This is a genomic window from Bradyrhizobium sp. (assembly GCF_016213215.1).
Taxonomy (GTDB): Bacteria; Pseudomonadota; Alphaproteobacteria; order Rhizobiales; family Xanthobacteraceae; genus Bradyrhizobium.
The window spans coordinates 1-16,124 of the sequence record NZ_JACRAW010000145.1 but is presented as its reverse complement, the minus strand read 5'-3'; the positions used below and the strand labels follow the sequence as shown (position 1 = coordinate 16,124).

Genomic DNA, 16,124 nt, shown 5'->3' with positions numbered 1-16,124 from the left:
CTTTCCCCAGCTCAAGCCCGCCTGGTTCCGCGCCATCATCGGCCCACTGGCGGCGCGTGTGTTCCTGGCGCGCGGCCGGCTGAAGCATGGCCTGGATGCGCCGATCCCGGGCGCGCCGGAAATTCCCCGCGAGGGTGACATGGCCGCCGCCTATACGCGGCTATTCGCGGCCATCGATGCCTTCGAGGCAGCAGTGCAGAACCGGGCAGCGCTGCAGCCGCATTTCGCCTATGGCGATGTAGCTCCTGCCGAGTATGCCCGGCTGCAGGCCTACCATATCGCCGAGCATCTGAACGCCTTGCGACGCTAGAGCGTGATGACGCTTGATTGATGCACGACGCTCGCCTAGGGGCGAACGGCCATGTGGACACAAAAACACGGCGGCGATGCTAGCACCGCCGCCGAAACCGTCTCAAGTTGATGCCGGGTTAGGCGTAAACGCGATGTTTATTCCGCAGCCTGGGCCAGGGTCGGGTAATCGGTATAACCCTTGGCGCCGCCGCCATAGAAGGTGGTCTTGTCCCACGGATTGAGCGGCGCGCCCGCCCTTAGGCGCTCGACCAGGTCGGGGTTGGAGATGAACGCCTTGCCGAACGCGATCAGGTCGGCGGCGCCGGCCTCCAGCACCTTGGTCGCCAGCTCGAAATCGTAGCCGTTGTTGGCGATGTACGCGCCGGAAAAGCGCTTGCGCAGCGAAGAATAGTCGAACGGCGCGTAATCGCGCGGGCCGCCGGTCGAGCCTTCGATTACGTGGATGTAGACGAGCTTCAACGCATTGAGCTGGTCGACAATGTAGTCGAACAAGGCTTGCGGATTGGAATCGGAGACGTCGTTGGCCGGCGTCACCGGCGAGATGCGAATGCCGGTTCGATCGGCGCCGGCTTCAGTCGCGACCGCCCTGGAGACTTCCAGCATCAGCCTGGCGCGGTTCTCGATTCCACCGCCGTAGGCGTCGGTACGCTTGTTGGCGCCGTCCTTGGCGAACTGGTCGAGCAAATAGCCGTTGGCGCCATGGATCTCGACGCCGTCAAATCCCGCAGCGATCGCATTGGCCGCGGCGCGCTTGTAGCTGTCGATGATGCCCGGGATTTCCGACAGTTCTAGCGCACGCGGCTCGGAAGTGTCGACGAAGGCGCCCTTGACGAAGGTCTTGGTCCTGGCGCGGATGGCGGAGGGAGCAACCGGCGCGGCGCCGTTCGGCTGCAGCGCGGTGTGCGAGATCCGGCCGACATGCCAGAGCTGGATGAAGATGCGCCCGCCCCGTTCGTGGACGCGGTTGGTCACCTCGCGCCAGCCCGCCACCTGCTCCTTGGAATGGATGCCGGGGGTATCCTGATAGCCCTGGCCCTGCGGCGAGATCTGGCTCGCTTCGCTGATCAGAAGACCTGCGGAGGCACGCTGACCGTAATACTCGGCCGCCAGCGGGCTTGGCACCAGGCCGGCGGGCACCGCGCGATTGCGCGTCAGGGGCGCCATCGCCACGCGATTGGCAAGGGTGATCGGGCCCAGCTTGAAGGGCTCAAACAGTTTGGTCGCACGGCTCATGGGGGATGCTTTCAATCGAGTGGGAGGTAACGAGTGGGAGGAAAATGGAAAGTCACGAACAGTTGGGGCATGGCTGCGCACTGTGCAAGCCATCAGCCATTCGCCTCATGCAGGTGAGGTGCGCGCAAGAACCGCACAGAAGGTTCTATACGCGTCGGCCCGCGCCCTACGGATTTTTCACCCTAGCCAGGGCCCCGCCGGGCCTTGCTGTATCCTGGGCGTCGAGCGCGTCGATATCGTCGAACGACATCGCGTCGGTCAAGGTGACCCGCTCGGCTACGGCTGACGAAGAATCTGAGCCTTTCGGTCCTACCTCTCATCGCACGGAAAGGTCTCTGCAAGACCGCCAAGCAGGGGAACGCCGATCGGGATGTTTCCAAGAAGCTGCTTCTTCTCGGCAAAACGCAGCATGATGTCCTCTGCTTGCTCGGTCGTCAGAACCATCTTCGGCGGGATGCAGAACAGGCGATCTTTCGCGTCTTGCCTAACCGAATACGCAATGAGGCCATCTCTGACGCCAGCAAGATACAGCTTGTAGAAGTCCTTGAACTTAGGCTCTGAAGGATGCTGATACTGATCCAACCTCACTGTCTGCGCTGATGCGGTGTTGGACGCGAGGGTCAGAAACACCGGGATTATGACAACCAAGTACCGTTGCATCGCTATAGGCCCCTCTGAAGCTCGATCGAGCGGATCGCCGATAGATGCCTGCAAACCGCTCACGGTCAAACAGGTTTTGCGAATCCGCCGCCGCAGGAATATCGTGAAGCCAAAAAGAGGTGCTATCATAGAATGAGAGCGGTTTTTCTACTTTGGCACAGCCGACCGATCGAAGGCGGTATCGATGAACACGATACCGACAACAAGCTCGTCGGGGTCTATAGCAGCGCGGCCGAGGCGGATGCTGCAAAACGGCGCAAGCTCCAATTCGAGGGCTTCCGCGACTACCCCGACTGTTTCCATATCGACGAATATGAACTCGACAAGGACGCTTGGAGCGAGGGGTTCATCAGCGGCGGCTCAGTCGGCTGTTCTGGTTCTGGCCCAACGCGGGCCTCTGGTGAGGTCTGCTAGAGCGCCGTTCTAGGAGGGCAGAGATTTCCGCCTCGAACTACGGCGAGATTTATGAGTACACGCCCGGCTTGCCCGCCGCTTTTTTCTCTAGGAGGTAGCCGATCGCGATCACGGGCCCGAACATGCCCAGATATTCGATGCCGATCTCCATGAAATATTGCGGCAGGGTTTGATGCGTGAAGGGCAGCAATGCGACCACGTCGAGGAGCCAGTTCACGACGATCCAGGTGACCGCGGTCACGATCGCCTCGCGTAAGTAATCGCGCTCGATGGACAGAAAATAGTAGCCGGCGAAGGCCCCGCCCACTAGCGAGCCGAGCATCGCCATCACCGCCTTGAAGGCCGCCAGGTTGGTAGCCTGCAGCGGCAGCAGCGGGATCGCGGCGACAAACAGGATGGCCCAGAGCACGACGGCGAATCCCAGTCGTCTGGCAATTGTTCTCATGGTGGCCTCCCTTCAGCCTACAGGGCTATCGCATATGAAAAAGAGACTTGTGGGAGGTCTCTTTGCGGCCCATCCTTCGAGACGCCCGCCTTAGGCGGGCTCCTCAGGATGAGGTCTGTTTTGCCGCGAAGTCGTGGACCCTCATGGTGAGGAGCGTCGCTTGCGGCGCGTCTCAGGACGATGCTGCCCATCGCCTGTAGAACCATGAGGCCGACCACGTTCGTAGCCATCGAAGAACCACATGCGAAGTCCTGCCCTTCAGCCCACTTATCGTACCGCGGACGCCGCCGCCGGCTGCGCCTGCGCGCTGCCGCCGCGCATCCGCGCCAGCAGTTCGGCGGTCGGCCAGGAATCGGCGGGCAGTCCGTACTTGATCTGCATCGCCTTGACCGCGGCGCGACTCTGCTGGCCGAGCACGCCATCGACCTTGCCGACATTGTGGCCGGCGCGCACGAGCAGCTGCTGCAAGTCCTTGATCTCGTTGAACGGCAATTGCGCGACCGGCTGCGCGGGTTTGCGCATCGGCGCCGCGCCCGCGATGCGGCTGGCGAGATAGCCGGCGGTGATGGAATAGATCAGCGAATTATTCCATTCGGTGTAGGCGGCAAAGTTCTGATAGGCCATGAACGCCGGGCCCGTCCGCCCCATCGGCAGCAGCACCGAGGCGGGCAGATTATCGCTGGGCAGCGGGCGTCCGTCAGGGTAGGTGACCCCGAGCTGCGCCCACTTTGCGCGCGGCAATTGCACCGTGAGATCGGTCTGCTCCCAGGGCAGGTTCGCCGGCACGCGGATCTCTTCCAGCCACGGTTCGCCGCGCCGCCATTTCAGCCCGGTAGCGATATAGTTCGCGGTCGAGCCGATGACGTCGGGCGCGCTGCGCAAGAGATCGCGCCGGCCGTCGCCGTCAAAGTCGACGGCATAGTTGACGTAATGCGCCGGCAGGAATTGCGTCTGCCCGAGCTCGCCGGCCCACGAGCCGACCATCTCCTCGGGGCTCAGGTCGCCGCGGTCGATGATCTTCAGCGCGGCGATGGTTTCGTTCGCGAACATCTCCGAGCGCCGGCAGTCATAGGCCAGCGACACCAGCGATTTCAGCGTCGGCAGATTGCCCATGTTGGCGCCGAAGTCGCTTTCCAGTCCCCAGAACGCGGCGATCACCGCCGGCGGCACGCCGTATTCCTTCTCGGCGCGCGCGAACGCCGCCGCATAGGTCTTGATGCGCGCCTGGCCCTGCTGCATGCGATAGGGCGCGGCCATGCGGCCGGCGAATTCGGAGAAGATCTGGCCGAACACGCGCTGGCCGCGGTCGCGGTTGACGATGCCCTGGTCGTAGAGGAGGTAGGGCGAAGCCTGTGCGATCGCCCGCTGCGAGACGCCGGCGGCCACCGCCTGCTGCTTCAGATCGGCCAGGAAGCGATCGAAGCTCGCCCCGTTGTGGCAGGAGGCGGCGCGCGGCGAGGGCGCGGCCGGCCTCGGCGGCGCGGCCGGCCTTGCGGGCGGCGGCATCAGCTGGGCATAAGCGGGAGAGAGAGTTGCGAGAATAGCGACGGCCGCGATCGCAAATCGGGTCTGAAACATGGGATGTCCGGCTGGAGGTAGGGACGCGTGGAATCTTTCGAAGCTTAGGTCAAGTTGCGGCCTCAAACTATCCCCGTCATGGCCAACCTTGTCCCCGCCGTCCACGTCTTTCTTGTCGCGGTAGCAGGCGACGCCCTAGCCGAACAGGCGCAGCAGTATCGCCTTGCCGACCGGAGTTGCCCGGATGCTGCGATAGGCGCGCACATATTCGCCGGCATAGAATGCCCGGATCGCATGCACGCGCGTCGCCATGCTGTCCTCGAAGCGCACCGCAAATCCGTCGCCCGTCCGCCGCACGACGATCGCCGAGATCGCCCGACCATAGACATGGCACTTGACGTGTTCTGGGATCGGCGGCGGATCGGGATCGATGAAGCGGGCGCCGCTGATCGAGATGTCGGCAAGCCGCGACAGGCGGGTCCTCCCACCTTCGTCCAGCAGGATCGGCTCGTTGCGCTCGAAGCGCTCGGACTTGCGCTGGCGCGGCTGCTCGATGCAGACGACGCAGACGAGGGTCAGGATGAAGCAGTTGTAGATGCTCCACGCCAGCGCCAGCCCGCCATAGGCGATGACTTCGCCGCGCAGGTCGATGATGAAGGCGTAGGCGATCCCCAGCAGCGTCACGACAAGCATGCTGCCGTAGAGTTGCACCAGCGGCCACTCGACAAATCTCCGGCTGCGCTCCCCGCCCTTGGCCGTGACTTTGAACTTGTGGCCCTTCGGCCGCAACAGGCCCACGAGCACCGCCTTGAGCACCGCGGGAGCAACCAGGAGCTGCGACACGTCGGTCATGATGGCGAGCGAGCGGCCGTGCGAGATCCAGGCCATGGTCAGTGCGTGCCAGGCGTAGAACGGCAGGAAGTAGCGCAGCAGTTCGAACAGGTCGGCCTGCACCGCCTTGATGCCGAACAAGAGGAACAGCGACGGCACGATCAGCCCGAACATCTTGGTACTGTAGACCGCGGCCCAGCTCATGAAGGCGTCGACCAGCGACAGCCGGTCGATGAAGGAAAGCCGCGAGGATAGCGACAGCGGCCCGCTGCGGCTGCGCACGATCTGCATGAAGCCGAGGCACCAGCGGCTGCGCTGGGTGATGTATTCCTTGAGTCCTTCCGGCGCCAGCCCGATCGTCAGGCGCTCGTTGAGATAGACGGTGGAAAAGCCGCGCTCCTTCAGCCGCAGGCTGACCAGGTAGTCCTCGGTCACCGAGTCCGTCGGGAATCCACCGATTCTTTCGAGGGCGGCGAAACGGAGAAGCGAGGAGGTGCCGCAGCAGAAGGCGACGCCCCAGGCATCCTTGGCCGGCATCAGGATGTCGAAGAAGAAACGCTGTTCGTCGGGCCAGACTTCCGTGGCGGCGAGGTTGGTCTGGATCGGGTCGGGATTGACGAAGTGCTGCGGCGTCTGCACCACGCCGACGTTCGGATCCTCCATGAGGCTCATGGTCTTGGTGAGAAAATCGGGCCGCGGCACGAAGTCGGCATCCAGGATCGCGATGAACTCGGGCTGCTTGGGCAGCAGCGCGACATGCGCGAGCGCGTGGTTGATGTTGCCCGCCTTGGCGTGGTGGTTGTCGGGACGGGCGAGATAGAAGCAGCCGAGATCGCCGGCCAGCCGCTTCAGCCACAGGCGCCTTCCGTCATCGAGCACCCAGACGCGGTAGTTGCCGTAGGCGAGCCCGGTGGCGCCGATGATCGTGCGCTCCAGGATCGACCTGTCTTCGTTGTAGGTGCAGATGAAGACGTCGACCAGCGGGGCATCGGAATCCGTGGCGCGGCGATCGGCGTCGAACGCTGCGGTGCGCTCGATGGTGCGGCTGAGAAACAGCAGCGACAGCGCCACTGCGACCAGCGAGGCCGTTTCCGCCAGCATGAAGGGATAGCCGACCAGGGCATCCAGGGTCAGCGCCGGCGGCGGCAGCGTTTCGGTCACGCGCCAGTAGAAGTAGCGCAGCAGGAGAAGGAACGACACGAAGGTCAGGAGCGACCGGGCCGGCGTGCTGCGGCGTCTCAAGAGTGGCACAACCGCCATGAAGGCGCCGAGCGCCACAAGGCCGGGTGCCAGCGCCGCCATCATGGCGCGGGCTCGTTCCGGGAGAAGACCACGCGGCCGGTGCGGCCGACGACGCAATTATGGGCCGGGGACTCGACCGGCGTGATGGCCACGGTGACGCGATAAGGTTCCTTGTTCAGCGCATCCGGGTTGATGGCGAGGTTGGCAGGTGCCCCGGCCGCGCCGGTCATGTTGATCACCGAACCGTTGATGGTTGGTCCGCCGTCGTTGGGCTCGAAGCTCGCGCGGTCGCCGAGCTTCAGCTGGTTGTAGACGCGCTCGGTGACGTTGGCGGTGACGACTTCGGCGCCGCAATCCAGCACCTTCAGCAGCGGCTGGCCCGCACGCACGTCTTCCCCCGGCGAGGTCATCATTTCCCAGATCCGCCCGGTGATCGGCACCTTGATGTCGGCCTCGGAGCGCGAGGCATAACGGATCTCTTCGGTCGTGATCTCGTTGGCGAGCCAGGCGATCTCGGCATCGGCATGCGCGAGATCGGCCTTCATCTCCTCGGCGCGCTGGCGCATCTCCTCCTCGCGCTGAAACGAGCTCGGCCGGTCGTTGTAGCTGTCGCCGAGGAAGGTGCCGTTCTTCGCAGCGGTCAGTTCGACCTGTACTGCGTCGAGCCGCTTGCGAGCGCCAAGCTCGATCTGCTGCGCGACCGACAGCTCGCGCGTCAAACGTGCCAGCTCGACGGTAGAAACGCTGCCGGACTTCGCCAGGGTCGATGCCCGGTCCACCGCGGCGCTCGCTTCCTCGCGCCGCGCGCCGGCGGCCTCGATCGAGGTCTTTATCTCGGCGATCCTTGCTTCGAGCTGCAGGATGCGATTTTCCCTGAACTGCTCCGCCTGCCTCGCGAGGTCCTGCTGGGACGCCTGCACCGCGGCGAGCTTGGCGGCAAGGCTCGGACGCTGGTTCTCGAGCCGCGACATCTGGCGCCTGAGGTCGTCGAGGTGCGAGCGGTCGCCCCGCGAATTGATGACGCGCAGCACCAGTGTGCCGGCGGCGAGCGGTGCTTCATCCTTCACCCCATCCGGGATGGCCACCACTTCGCCGTCGATCGGCGAGCGCAGGGTGACGAGACGCGAGTTCAGCACCGCTTCGACGCTGGAGGTCTGCCACATCGTGCGCAGCGGCAACCAGCCGAACACGGCAATGAGGGCAAGTCCCGCCGCGATCTTCAGGCCGCGCTTCAGGTCCCGCCGTTCCGGCGGCGGCTTTTTGTGCTCGATGCGGTGGTGCGGCGGTTCGGGCCGCTTGTCCTCGGCAAGCAGGCGTTCCTTCAGCGCGTGCTGCAGGCCCTTGGCATCGGTTGCCTCCGCTTCCGGTGCAAGAGACGGAGCCGTTTCGTCGGCTGAAGCCGCTAGCGATTGATTCACCATGCACAAACCTCGCTGATGCTGCCTTGATGGAACCGATCGATGCGGCAGCGTGCGCGGTACCCCACAGCGGCAGGATAAGAAGAAGTCGCTTCGAATCCGCTAACACGGGCGTGCAGTTTTGGAAGAATGCGCGGTAAGGTTTAAGCGGTAACGGCGTGCCGCAAACAGAGGGGCCGCGGCCCTCCGACGCACCCGGTGATCTTGCAGCCGGCCCGGGCGTATCCCTACCTGAATAACGCCGGCGGCGTTCGCCCGCGGGCAGAAGGTTTAGGAGCAATGAGCTATTTTCGGACCGCAATCCTCCTCGCAGGCCTGACCGCCCTGTTCATGGGCGTCGGCTACCTGATCGGCGGCGGCACCGGTGCCATCATTGCGCTGGTGATTGCCGCGGCCACCAACGTGTTCGCCTACTGGAACTCCGATCGAATGGTGCTGTCGATGTATGGCGCCCAGGAGGTCGATCGTTCCAGCGCGCCAGAGCTGGTCGGCCTTGTCGCCGAGCTCGCCGGCCGCGCCGGCCTGCCGATGCCGCGCGTGTTCCTGATCGACGAGATGCAGCCCAATGCGTTCGCCACCGGCCGCAATCCGGAAAACGCCGCAGTCGCCGTCACCATGGGCCTTGTCCATTCGCTGAGCCGCGAGGAACTCGCCGGCGTCATCGCGCACGAGCTCGCGCACGTCAAAAATCACGACACGCTGTTGATGACGATCACGGCGACGATCGCCGGCGCCATCTCGATGCTGGCGCAGTTCGGCATGTTCTTCGGCGGCAACCGCGACAACAACGGCCCCGGCATCGTCGGCTCGATCGCCATGATGATCCTCGCGCCGATTGCCGCGATGCTGGTGCAGATGGCGATCAGCCGCACCCGCGAATACGCTGCCGACAATCTCGGCGCCCGCATCGCCGGTCAGCCGATGTGGCTGGCTTCGGCGCTGGTCAAGATCGAGAACGCAGCACATCAGGTGCCGAACGTGCAGGCCGAGCACAATCCGGCGACCGCGCACATGTTCATCATCAATCCGCTGTCGGGGCAGGGCATGGACAATCTGTTCGCCACCCATCCCTCGACCGAGAACCGCATCGCGGCCTTGCAGCAGCTTGCGGCCGAGCTCGGCGGGCGCGGCGCCGGGCCTTCGATCGGAGCCAACGAGAACTATCCGCGCGGCGGCCCCTGGGGCCGCTCCTCGACCCGACGCGGCCCGTGGGGGTAAAGCTGGTGAGAGGGAGATGTGATCCGGCCGCTCCCCTCAGGCGGCAGGGCGATCGCATATGACGCTATGGAGGCTGTGAACGGCGCGGCCTCATGGTTCGAGACGCGCCCTAAGCGGGCGCTCCTCACCATGAGGGTCCAATATTTCGCCGCGAAACAAGACCTCATCCTGAGAGCCCGCTGAAAGCGGGCGTCTCGAAGGATGGCCGCGAAGAAACTGCCAACAAGTACGTTTTCAAATGGGATAGCCCCTGCCTCAGGCGGGGAGAGAGACGCGCATCATGTCGCGCTTCCTGATCATCCTCGGGCTGGTTCTGGTCGTCGCCGGCCTGCTATGGCCGTTTGTCGGGCGCCTCGGGCTCGGCCGGCTGCCCGGCGACATCGTCGTCGAGCGGGAGAATTATTCGTTCTATTTCCCGCTGATGACCTCGCTGATCATCAGCGTCGTGCTGAGCCTCGTCTTCTGGCTGGTCAACCGGTAGCGACACCCGCCACCCTTCATGTGCGCCGCGAAAGCTGCAGCTCCATCAGCGCTATCCGTTGCAGCACGGCGGCGTCGCGCTCGCCGGCCTTTGCAGTGCGCAGGATCGATTCGGCCAGCAGATTGACGTGCGCGGTGCTGACCGGATCGGGCAGCGTCTCTACCGCCGCGTCGAGCGCAGTGGTCATGATCTCGATCGTCTCGGGAGGAAACGCGGCATCGGCAAAGTTCTTCATGGCAATGTCCCGGCTGCTGTTCGGGAAGCAGCCGCCCCAAAGCGCTACAACGCCGGGAAAATCTGGAAGTTCCGGGAAGCGCCCGCCGTGCGCGCCGGGTTTCGCGTAGAGTTCGCGCTAAAGCAGAGCTACGGATTGCGTGCCGAGCAGCGGCGGCTGCAGTCGAGTGCGACGATCTTCGCCAGGAGCTGTGGCGCCCGGTTCAAGCGCCATGGAGCGTTCCGAATGGTTGGCGCGGCGCGAAGACAAGGCTGCCGCGCGGGTGATGGCCGTTGTCCTGATTCGGCTGCCTTGCGCGTGGGGCGAACAAAACGCACACGCCCCGACAATGCAACGGTGATGGGTATCACGGGGGTACGGTAATTTATCTCCAACGCCATCGGCGCGGATCGAACCTGGATGGACGTGCGTTCGACTAAATAGACGGTCGAAATCTCTAGGCACAGAACTCGCTGGCGGCGACCGACCGGGAAGCAAGAACGACGATCGATATGCCAAGACTGGGTGACGATGCCGCCGCTGCTGCGTCGCGTGGCTATGGGTGCCGCGATACCGGCGACCTCGATGCTGCCATTGCCGCCTTCACCGAGGCGATCGCGCTTCAGCCGGACAATGCCGAGCTGTGGTTTCTTCGCGGCCTTAGCCACCACGACAAGCAGGAATATGAGGGCGCGATCGCGGATTTTTCCGAGGTGATCCGGCTAAGTCCCACCTGGATCAGCGGCTACATCAAGCGCGGCTATGCCTATCTCGCCATGAAGGACTTCAACCGCGCGCTTGCCGATTTCGACGAGACCATTCGTCTGCAGCCTCAATTCGCCCCGCTCTTCAACAACCGCGGCACCGCCTATGAGGCCATGGGCGATACGGCGCGCGCCAAGGCCGATTTCGCGGAAGCCGTCAGGCTGGAGCGGGAGTGGGAGAGGGAGAAGCGGGCGTAGGGCGTGTACTCCTGCGCCGGTGCCGGACGCTGCCGGTGAATTCTCATGAACAAGCGAGATTGAACAGGGGACGATCGAGAACGTCGTGTCTTCGAAGGACTTCTTCCATGCGCCGGATCTTTGCACTTGTCTCAGCTGTATTCATTGCGGGATCAATCTGGTCGGGCACGGGTAGCGCGCAGACACCACCGCCGCCTGCCGGCATGCCATCCTATGATCCTGCAATCGAACAAACCCTTCGCCGAAGCTGCAATACCGCGTGCGTCACGGCGTCGGAGCAATGTCGAAGGGACGGGGAGGGACCCCAGAGCCCCTGTGCCACGTCGGCAATTGCCTGCTTCATCGGCTGCCGGGATTGCATTTCGACCTACCGGGCATGCCGTACCGACAAGGCGGCAGCGCGCAGCCACGAGGAGTGCCTTCAACGCGAGCTCTCCTGCGTTCTCGAGAAGCGCAAGAGCCAGGAGGGACGAACCGACCTGATACGGTTTTCCGGCGGCGACGGAACGAGTGCCGAAACTGCCGTGGTGATCGAAGGCGCTCGCAACGAGGATGAGGGGATCGTCGCCGAGCTCTACTGGGCTTCCCGCAACCGGCCCGGCTGGCGAAAGAGCAGGCAATCCCTCATCAGCTTCAACTCCCGCCAGATGGACCGTATCAGCTTCATCTCGCCGGATGGCAAGGAGGCCGCCATCTTCTTCGACATCACCGGCTTTTTCGGGAAGATGTGAGCTTTGAACCGAGGAAGTGCGCAGGACCTGCAAATGCAAGCTATCCTGGTCATCCATGGATGACATTGGTCGGACGCACGCTCGCATCCTGGCCGCCTTATGGGCGCTCGAAGGTGCTGCTTGGCTTGAGGTGCAAAGCGAGGTTCACGAGACCTATAAGGAGATGCCATTCTGGATTCTCCTTGCACCAGATATGTCGCCGATTGAGGCTCATCGGCATTTCTTACGCGTCGTGGAGCGCGAACTAGGGCATTTGGGCACTTATCGAGTGACGGTCTCCTACAAGGCGAGGGCAGACGGGCACGTATTGTGGCACGGCTTTTTTGATGATCTTGATCGAATGCGGCTCGCACTTACGCCAGAGGGATGGGGAAAACCCATCCGGCAGGACTTAGAGGCGATCAGCATCTTTCGATCGGGGCAAAAGCCATCACCATCGTCTGGAACGAAGTCACGCAAGACAACCAACCGAAGGAAGCGGCGGTGACACTTCGGCCGGTCACGTCCTGCTCAAGTCAGGCTGTCGCCCCGTTTCAGTGCCGATGGACCCACTGGTCGGGTGCTTTGTGAGACGCTCTCTTGCGTAATTGAATTGCAACGACAAACGCTCCCACAAACTCGTCCCGCTCGTCATTTCCGTGGGTCTTTAGCGAGTCAGGCCGCTCGAACCTTGCTCGGGTTTGCCATGGAAGCGGCGTCAGCTTTAAAGAAACAGGGCGGCGCGGCAGTCAGCATGTGTCTTGAGCACTCTGACCGTTGTCAGCTTCAGACCCGCCGTCCCGTTCGCGTATGAGATGTTAAGAAGCCGGCCAATGGCTGATTTGGGCGTACTCAGGGCTCCCCGCGCTCGCGGCAGGGCGACGTCCGCGTCCCAACCAGAACCAGGCATCCGAGCCACCTACCTGAAAGTCAGCGAAGGGCCAGCAGCAGACAAGCCTACAGTTACTTGCTACTCTTCCAAGCGTTCCAAATGTCGGTTTGCATTTGGGAGAATTCCTTCGACCACTTCAGCGGGTCGGACCTTTGACTAGCGTCTAGCACAAGCCCGTGCTGTGGATCGTCACGAAGCGTTCCCAGAACGATACCTCGCCCGACACCAGCATGGGTGCAGGCGGTCGGGTTGAAGATTATCGTCAATGGGCCAACATCGATGGGGCCTTTGATCACCTTATCAACGCGCGCTTTCATTATGACCCACGGGCGACCCATGACATCGCCAACATTCCTTTCGTAGTTATAGATTGTCGCCTCAACAGTAACAGGCGCATCAATGTAGGTCGGGACATTCTCGAATAGGATACTAGCTACTTGGTTGAAGCAGGCAGATGCACTGGTGCAGGTAACGAAGCAAATGGACAAACAAATGAACCATATGCGAAAGAGGCTCGTTGCTGTGTCGATCGCAGGCTTCATGGCTGATACTATAGATGTAGAAAGTCCTTTTGCAACTTCCGCTACGGTCATTTGCAGGCATCCGCCGTGCTTGTAGGCATGTGCGCTTTGCACCGGAAAGCGGTCTCATCGCGCGTTCATCAGTACGTGCGCCATGAGTCCGTGTTCTATTTCGCCGCTGGCTTCTTGACCGCCTTCTGCCGCAACTTCTTCGATGACGTTCCTGGCGAAGGCCTTCAAAGAGCTTCCTCTTCTCTTGAAGACAGGATCGAGACACGTGGGCAAAATCGTCGGCGAAGAAGTCTACGCGCACTCCAATGAATTGAAGCCGTGCGTTCCGCTGCGCCCCTGATGAGGTACTGAGTTTGATCAGATGAAGTATCTCGACGGGCAGGAAGTAAGGCTGGGAGATCGAGTGAGGGTGGATGGCGACCCGACTGGTTTGGTCGTGTGTTGCATTGAAACCCAGGAATACACTCCCGAATTTCCTGGAGCTGAGTGGGAGTACCTCCAGCGGGGGTGCTTGATAAGATCTTCAAAGCACGGTCTGGTTCACTATGAGAGGCTCGATGAGGATCTGGAGCTCATCGAAAGAAAAGCGGATTGCTGAGTAGGTTCGAAAGGCCGAGGACCCGTCATCCAGCCGCAACCCGGCAGCCGAATCCGCGCTGCGTTCGGTCTGGAAGGAGCACGCTTGCTGCCCAGTTCAATCCACCACCTTCAAGCGCTATGATTCCGCCTTCCTCTTCGTGGCTGTCTTCTTGGCTACGGGCGCCTCCGCGGCCTGCCGCATGGACCTAGCGTAACTGTCGGCGACGTTGTCGGCCGAATTCTGCAGTCGCCTCGCGGCGGCGGTCGCCTGCTCCATGGTGGTCTTTGCCATCTGCCGGTAGCGATCCCGGGCCTCCTTGTTCTTCGCCTTGCCGGCGAGGCCGCTGAAGCGATCCTTCCGCTTCTTCGCGGCGGCCAGAATGCCCTTGTGCAGTTGTTTGGCCAGTTGCCGGATTACGACATCCAGGTCGGCGTCCGCCATGTTCTTCCTCGAGGTCCGTGATTGACGAGGCGGACTATGCAATCGGTGGGAGAGCTTTGCAATTGCGGACGCGCGAGGATCAAAGTTCGTATTTCGTAGGGTGGTTAACTAACTAGCCGCCCTACGAAGCTGCCGTGGGCAGTCATGGCCATGGCTTGCGAAGGGCGGAGGATGTCGATGGAGTCCTTAATGTCGAGGCTCTTCGGCGTCACGTTCATCCCGCGCATCCGATGTAAGTCGCGGAGCCGCGCCGGCGTGCCGGATTATCGAACCCACTCGGTCTTGATATCGATTCGGAAAACCGGCGCTTCCTGGCACCACACTTCCAGCTCCCAGCTGTCGCCGGGCCTGACGCTGGTCTCAATATCTCGCGTCACGCGTGTCGCGAGCCGCCACGCCGCGTCGTCGTCAATCAGCTCCTCGCCATCCTCGTCGCGATAAGGTTGGCTTCCGTCGATGTGGAAGAAATAACGAGGCATTATCGCCCGGGCTCTCAAGGTCAGCTTATGCAAATCAGCGTTAGTAGGGCCAGATTGACGAAATGCAGTGTTGCCGCAACCCGGGGACTTTACGGGGACGGACTCCCATGGCCGTAGAGCGGACAGCAAGCGCATCCGCCGTGTGCTGGTGAAACAAGGCGGTTACGCTGGAGCCTGTCGTCGGGGCGGGTTCTGCGCCTGCCCTGTGAGCTGATCCACCCGGGGCCGTGTCATTGCCCGCGACGCGGGGCATGACGACCGGGCGGGAGTACCGATCCGGCCTGTCGGGCAAATCACGTCAAAACCCGTCAAGCCCGTGCGGCAAAAATATTTCGCTTTTCCAGAATTCGGATTTGGCGTATAGATCGTCCGTCTCACCCGGTACGAGGGGCGTATCGCGATCGTCACGAAACGCGGGCTGGGACGCGGTGGACGCGGGTTGCGTCGGCGCGAACGTGTACCACAGGGCGGTTTTCCGTGAGTGGTCCGCGGCGCGCAGGACGAACGGCGCAAACGCGTACGGCAAAACCGTGTGGTCCTGGCTGCCGTTGCTGCAGTCAAGCTCTGCAGAGGTGTCGTGATCCCAACCGGGAGCGCGGCGCCGCCAAATCTGCGGAGCGACGGTGACAAAAGGAATTCGTCGCCGGGGAGAGCGCGGCATAAGCCGTAAAGCCACTGCGCAGGGAAGGCCGGGTGTCGTCGGCTGTACCTGTATGCTCGTGTGCGGCTTCTTTGCGCTACTTGCACACGAGACCGCGGGTGCAGCGGGCACCCGGTCTTCCCTGCGCCCTCGACAATCGAAGGGGGCGAATAGGATAGCAAACCTCGGGCAAATCCTGTCGCGAGAATGCGGAGTTGTGCCTCATGGCGTCATTTGCGATGGTCTCAACCCTCATGGTGAGGAGGCGCATAGCGCCGTCTCGAACCATGAGGCCGGATACGGGCCTTCATCCTTCGAGACGCTTGCTCCGCAAGCTCCTCAGGATGAGGTGCTGACAGCCTGCCATGACGACGATAAACCCACGTGGATGGATCTATCGGTGTGGCGTAGGATCAGTGTAAGGGCAGGGAGCTGTTTGCAGCCGGAAGGAGGATCTCATGTACGCCGCCATCCGTCAGGCCAAGGCAAAGAGCGGGACGGCCGAGGAACTGGCCCGCCGCATCAAGGAAGGCGCCGTTCCGATCATCAGCGATGTGGACGGTTTTCGAGCCTATTACGTGGTCTATGCCGGCGACGACACCGTCACGGCGATCAGCGTCTTCGACAAATATGAGCAGGCGGAGGAGGCCAACAGGCGCGCGATCGCCTGGATCGAAAAGGAGCTCGGCCCGCTGCTCGCCGGAGAGGCCCGCGCGGTGGCGGGCCCGGTGATCGTTCACACGCTGGCGTGAGAAGGCACGCCGTCATGTATGGACGGCCCCCTCTCGGCAAGGGTCTTCTTGGTGGTTCAGCAAGTGAATCGGGGAGCGGTCATGTATACGGCCTCGAGAAGCGGCCATTGACCGCGGGCCCTGATGGAGATCGCGGACCGAATTCCAAT

Annotated in this window: 17 protein-coding genes; 8 read left to right on the top strand and 9 right to left on the bottom strand. The window is 62.6% G+C overall.

Annotation, left to right across the window (positions count from 1 at the left end):
• The coding region (locus HY852_RS23700) for a DUF1569 domain-containing protein (protein WP_291607327.1) at positions 1 to 310 on the top strand (310 nt) is incomplete at its 5' end.
• Between the two features lie 137 nt (positions 311 to 447).
• On the opposite strand, the gene HY852_RS23695 is transcribed toward HY852_RS23700, so the two are convergent.
• Both HY852_RS23695 and HY852_RS23690 read right to left on the bottom strand, forming a co-directional pair.
• Entirely contained in the window at positions 448 to 1,545 is a 1,098-nt protein-coding gene (locus HY852_RS23695) for an alkene reductase (RefSeq protein ID WP_291607326.1), read from the bottom strand.
• 309 nt (positions 1,546 to 1,854) lie between these two features.
• On the bottom strand, positions 1,855 to 2,334 hold the full coding sequence (locus tag HY852_RS23690) for a Rap1a/Tai family immunity protein (protein WP_291607325.1): 480 nt from the start codon (positions 2,332 to 2,334) through the stop codon (positions 1,855 to 1,857).
• Between the two features lie 3 nt (positions 2,335 to 2,337).
• Here HY852_RS23690 and HY852_RS23685 point away from each other — a divergent pair, with 3 nt between their 5' ends.
• Positions 2,338 to 2,619: a hypothetical protein gene (locus HY852_RS23685; RefSeq protein ID WP_291607324.1), complete on the top strand. Its 282-nt coding sequence runs from the start codon at positions 2,338 to 2,340 to the stop codon at positions 2,617 to 2,619.
• Positions 2,620 to 2,668: 49 nt separating this feature from the next.
• Here the strand turns inward: HY852_RS23685 and HY852_RS23680 are convergent, their stop codons facing one another.
• The 4 genes from HY852_RS23680 to HY852_RS23665 form a co-directional block, all read right to left on the bottom strand.
• Positions 2,669 to 3,028 (bottom strand): hypothetical protein, encoded by a 360-nt coding sequence (locus HY852_RS23680; RefSeq protein ID WP_291607323.1) that lies wholly within the window; start codon positions 3,026 to 3,028, stop codon positions 2,669 to 2,671.
• Between the two features lie 303 nt (positions 3,029 to 3,331).
• Positions 3,332 to 4,642, bottom strand: coding sequence for a lytic murein transglycosylase (locus HY852_RS23675; RefSeq protein ID WP_291607322.1), 1,311 nt, complete (start codon positions 4,640 to 4,642; stop codon positions 3,332 to 3,334).
• A gap of 135 nt (positions 4,643 to 4,777) precedes the next feature.
• On the bottom strand, positions 4,778 to 6,718 hold the full coding sequence (locus HY852_RS23670; protein ID WP_291607321.1) for a glycosyltransferase family 2 protein: 1,941 nt from the start codon (positions 6,716 to 6,718) through the stop codon (positions 4,778 to 4,780).
• Positions 6,715 to 8,076, bottom strand: a complete 1,362-nt coding sequence (locus tag HY852_RS23665) for an HlyD family efflux transporter periplasmic adaptor subunit (protein WP_291607320.1) — start codon at positions 8,074 to 8,076, stop codon at positions 6,715 to 6,717. Before HY852_RS23665 ends, HY852_RS23670 begins: the two co-directional genes overlap by 4 nt.
• Positions 8,077 to 8,352: 276 nt before the next feature.
• Here HY852_RS23665 and htpX point away from each other — a divergent pair, with 276 nt between their 5' ends.
• Positions 8,353 to 9,291, top strand: coding sequence for a zinc metalloprotease HtpX (htpX, locus tag HY852_RS23660; RefSeq protein WP_291607319.1), 939 nt, complete (start codon positions 8,353 to 8,355; stop codon positions 9,289 to 9,291).
• Positions 9,292 to 9,571: 280 nt separating this feature from the next.
• Complete coding sequence (locus HY852_RS23655; RefSeq protein ID WP_291607318.1) at positions 9,572 to 9,772, top strand: DUF2905 domain-containing protein; 201 nt, start codon at positions 9,572 to 9,574, stop codon at positions 9,770 to 9,772.
• Positions 9,773 to 9,788: 16 nt separating this feature from the next.
• Here the strand turns inward: HY852_RS23655 and HY852_RS23650 are convergent, their stop codons facing one another.
• Positions 9,789 to 10,007 (bottom strand): hypothetical protein, encoded by a 219-nt coding sequence (locus HY852_RS23650; RefSeq protein ID WP_291607317.1) that lies wholly within the window; start codon positions 10,005 to 10,007, stop codon positions 9,789 to 9,791.
• A 491-nt stretch (positions 10,008 to 10,498) separates the two neighbouring features.
• Between HY852_RS23650 and HY852_RS23645 the strand changes: the two genes are divergently transcribed.
• The 3 genes from HY852_RS23645 (at position 10,499) to HY852_RS23635 (ending at position 12,975) form a co-directional block, all read left to right on the top strand.
• Positions 10,499 to 10,948: a tetratricopeptide repeat protein gene (locus tag HY852_RS23645; RefSeq protein WP_291607316.1), complete on the top strand. Its 450-nt coding sequence runs from the start codon at positions 10,499 to 10,501 to the stop codon at positions 10,946 to 10,948.
• 524 nt (positions 10,949 to 11,472) lie between these two features.
• Positions 11,473 to 11,679 carry a hypothetical protein gene (locus HY852_RS23640; RefSeq protein ID WP_291607315.1) on the top strand — a complete coding sequence of 69 codons (207 nt, stop codon included), beginning with the start codon at positions 11,473 to 11,475 and terminating at the stop codon, positions 11,677 to 11,679.
• Between the two features lie 1,047 nt (positions 11,680 to 12,726).
• Entirely contained in the window at positions 12,727 to 12,975 is a 249-nt protein-coding gene (locus HY852_RS23635) for a hypothetical protein (RefSeq protein ID WP_291607314.1), read from the top strand.
• Positions 12,976 to 13,798: 823 nt separating this feature from the next.
• Here the strand turns inward: HY852_RS23635 and HY852_RS23630 are convergent.
• Together HY852_RS23630 and HY852_RS23625 are read right to left on the bottom strand one after the other, a co-directional pair.
• Positions 13,799 to 14,104 carry a hypothetical protein gene (locus HY852_RS23630; protein ID WP_291607313.1) on the bottom strand — a complete coding sequence of 102 codons (306 nt, stop codon included), beginning with the start codon at positions 14,102 to 14,104 and terminating at the stop codon, positions 13,799 to 13,801.
• Positions 14,105 to 14,367: 263 nt separating this feature from the next.
• A complete protein-coding gene (locus HY852_RS23625) occupies positions 14,368 to 14,583 on the bottom strand; it encodes a tRNA 5-methylaminomethyl-2-thiouridine synthase (RefSeq protein ID WP_291607312.1) in 216 nt (71 codons plus the stop codon).
• Positions 14,584 to 15,681: 1,098 nt separating this feature from the next.
• Between HY852_RS23625 and HY852_RS23620 the strand changes: the two genes are divergently transcribed.
• A complete protein-coding gene (locus HY852_RS23620; RefSeq protein ID WP_291607311.1) occupies positions 15,682 to 15,975 on the top strand; it encodes an antibiotic biosynthesis monooxygenase in 294 nt (97 codons plus the stop codon).
• The last annotated feature ends 149 nt before the right edge of the window (positions 15,976 to 16,124 follow it).